We start from the raw sequence: 3109 nt of genomic DNA, 5'->3' as shown, positions 1-3109 counted from the left end.
CGACCTCGGCACCACGAACTCGTGCGTGGCGATCATGGACGGCAAGCAGCCGAAGGTGATCGAGAACGCCGAAGGCGCGCGGACCACGCCGTCGGTTGTGGCTTTCATGGAAGACAGCGAGCGCCTCGTAGGCCAGCCCGCCCGTCGCCAGGCGGTGACCAACCCGAACAACACCTTCTTCGCCATCAAGCGCCTGATCGGCCGCAACTGGGAAGATCCCATGGTGGCCAAGGACAAGGGCATGGTGCCCTATGAGATCGTCAAGGGCCCGAACGGCGACGCCTGGGTGCGCGCCCACGGCAAGGACTACTCGCCCCAGCAGATCTCCGCCTTCATCCTGCAAAAGATGAAAGAGTCCGCCGAGCAGCACCTTGGCGAAAAGGTCGACAAGGCGGTCATCACCGTTCCGGCCTACTTTAACGACGCCCAGCGTCAGGCCACCAAGGACGCCGGCAAGATCGCCGGCCTGGAGGTGCTGCGCATCATCAACGAGCCGACCGCGGCGGCGCTGGCCTACGGGCTCGAGAAGAACGACGGCAAGAAGATCGCGGTCTACGATCTCGGCGGCGGCACCTTCGACGTCTCGATCCTGGAGATCGGCGACGGCGTCTTCGAGGTGAAGTCGACCAACGGCGACACCTTCCTCGGCGGCGAGGACTTCGACCTGCGTCTGGTCGACTACCTGGCCGACGAGTTCAAGAAGGAGCAGGGCGTCGACCTGCGCTCGGACAAGCTGGCCCTTCAGCGCCTGAAGGAAGAGGCCGAAAAGGCCAAGAAGGAACTGTCCTCGACCACCCAGTACGAGGTCAACCTGCCGTTCATCACCATGAACGCCTCGGGGCCGCTGCACCTGAACATCAAGCTGTCGCGCTCGAAGCTGGAGGCCCTCGTCGACGACCTGGTCCAGCGCACCATCGAGCCGTGCAAGAAGGCGCTGGCCGACGCCGGCATGAAGGCCGGCGACATCGACGAAGTGGTGTTGGTGGGCGGCATGACCCGCATGCCCATGGTTCAGGAGGCCGTGAAGAAATTCTTCGGCAAGGAGCCGCACAAGGGCGTCAACCCCGACGAGGTCGTAGCGCTGGGCGCCGCCGTTCAGGCCGGCGTGCTGCAGGGCGACGTGAAGGACGTGCTGCTGCTCGACGTCACCCCCCTGACCCTCGGCATCGAGACCCTGGGCGGCGTGTTCACTCCGCTGATTGAGCGCAACACCACCATCCCGACCAAGAAGAGCCAGGTGTTCTCGACCGCCGACGACAACCAGTCGGCCGTGACCATCCGGGTCTTCCAGGGCGAGCGTCCGATGGCGGCCGACAACAAGGTGCTGGGCCAGTTCGACCTGATGGGCATCCCACCCGCGCCGCGCGGCATGCCGCAGATCGAGGTCGCCTTCGACATCGACGCCAACGGCATCGTCCACGTCACGGCCAAGGACAAGGCCACCAACAAGGAACAGTCGATCCGCATCCAGGCCAACGGCGGCCTGTCTGACGCCGACATCGACAAGATGGTCAAGGAAGCCGAGGCCAACGCCGCGGCCGACAAGGCCCGCAAGGAGATGGTCGAGGCGATCAACGCCGCCGACAGCCTGATCCACTCGACCGAAAAGGCCATGGCCGAGCACGGCGACAAGGTCGGCCCGGATGAGAAGGCGGCGATCGACACCGCCCTGGCCGAGCTGAAGACGGCCAAGGAAGGCACGGATCCGGAAGACATCCGGACCAAGACCAACACCCTCGTCCAGGCCTCGATGAAGCTGGGCGAGGCCATGTACGCCTCCCAGAACGCGGCTGACGCCGACGGCTCCGCCGAACAGCCGGCCGACGACGGCGTGGTCGATGCGGAGTTCGAGGAAGTCTCGGGCGACGAGGACGAGAAGAAGAGCGCGTAGGACACACCTCCCGCGCAATCGCTACGGCCCCGCTTGTCTCAGGACAGGCGGGGCCCTTTCCTGAAACTTGCATCATTTCTCCGGGCGCCCATGTCAGCCCGGTCAGCCGTCAAGGTCGAACGCCCGCCAGAGGCGCGGACCCGGCGGCAGGGTAAGAGGACGAACGCCGGATGGCGACGCGTGACTATTACGAAATCCTCGAGGTCGACCGCGGCATCGACGCGGCCGGCCTGAAGGCGGCCTACCGCAAGCTGGCCATGCAGCACCACCCCGACCGCAACGGCGGGTGCGAAGACTCCATGGCGCGGTTCAAGGAAATTTCCGAAGCCTATTCCGTCCTGTCGGACGACCAGAAGCGCGCCGCCTACGACCGCTTCGGCCATGCCGGCGTCAACGGCGGGGGCGGCGGCAATCCCTTCGGCCAAGGCCAGGGCTTCGCCGACGTCAACGACATCTTCTCCCAGGTCTTCGGCGAAGCCTTCGGCGACGTGTTCGGCGGCCGAGGACCCGGGCGTCAGGGCGGCCCACGCCGCGGCTCGGACCTGCGCTACGATCTCGAGATCACCCTGGAGCAGGCCTACAAGGGCGCCGACGTCGACATCTCCGTCCCCACCACCGCCACCTGCGAGACCTGCGAGGGCTCCGGCGCCAAGGCGGGCACCAAGCCGGCCACCTGCAGCACCTGCCAGGGCGCGGGCCGCATCCGCTCCGCCAACGGCTTCTTCCAAGTCGAGCGCACCTGCCCCCGCTGCGGCGGCGCCGGCCAGATGGTCGCCGAGCCCTGCGCGAGCTGTCACGGCCACGGCCAGGTGCGCAAGAACCGCAAGCTGCAGCTCAAGATCCCGGCCGGGGTCGACGACGGCTCGCGTATCCGCCTGTCGGGAGAGGGCGACGCCGGTCAGCGCGGCGGTCCGCGGGGCGACCTGTACGTCTTCATCTCGGTGACGCCACACGAGCTCTTCGAGCGCGACAACCTCGACCTGCTGGTCACCGTCCCGGTCCCCATGACCACGGCGGCGCTGGGCGGCGAGATCGACGCGCCTTGCCTGACCTCGGAGGCCTGCGACGGCCGCTGCCGGGCCCCCGTGGCGGTGCCGGCCGGGTCCCAGACCGGCAAGACGGTGCGCATCAAGGGCAAAGGCATGCCGCACCTGAACGGCAAGCAGCGGGGCGATCTGGTGGTCGAACTGTTCGTCGAGACCCCCACCGACCTGACGC

Annotated in this window: 2 protein-coding genes; both read left to right on the top strand. The window is 67.2% G+C overall.

The features are described 5' to 3' along the window. On the top strand, positions 1–1891 hold a 1891-nt coding region (gene dnaK / locus VGB60_RS05785), incomplete at its 5' end, for a molecular chaperone DnaK (protein WP_331037312.1). A gap of 170 nt (positions 1892–2061) precedes the next feature. Further along, the coding region (dnaJ, locus tag VGB60_RS05780) for a molecular chaperone DnaJ (protein ID WP_331037311.1) at positions 2062–3109 on the top strand (1048 nt) is incomplete at its 3' end.

Source organism: Brevundimonas sp., assembly GCF_036399195.1.
Taxonomy (GTDB): domain Bacteria; phylum Pseudomonadota; class Alphaproteobacteria; order Caulobacterales; family Caulobacteraceae; genus Brevundimonas.
The sequence above is the reverse complement of the archived record's forward strand: the minus strand, read 5'-3'. Positions and strand labels throughout refer to the sequence as shown.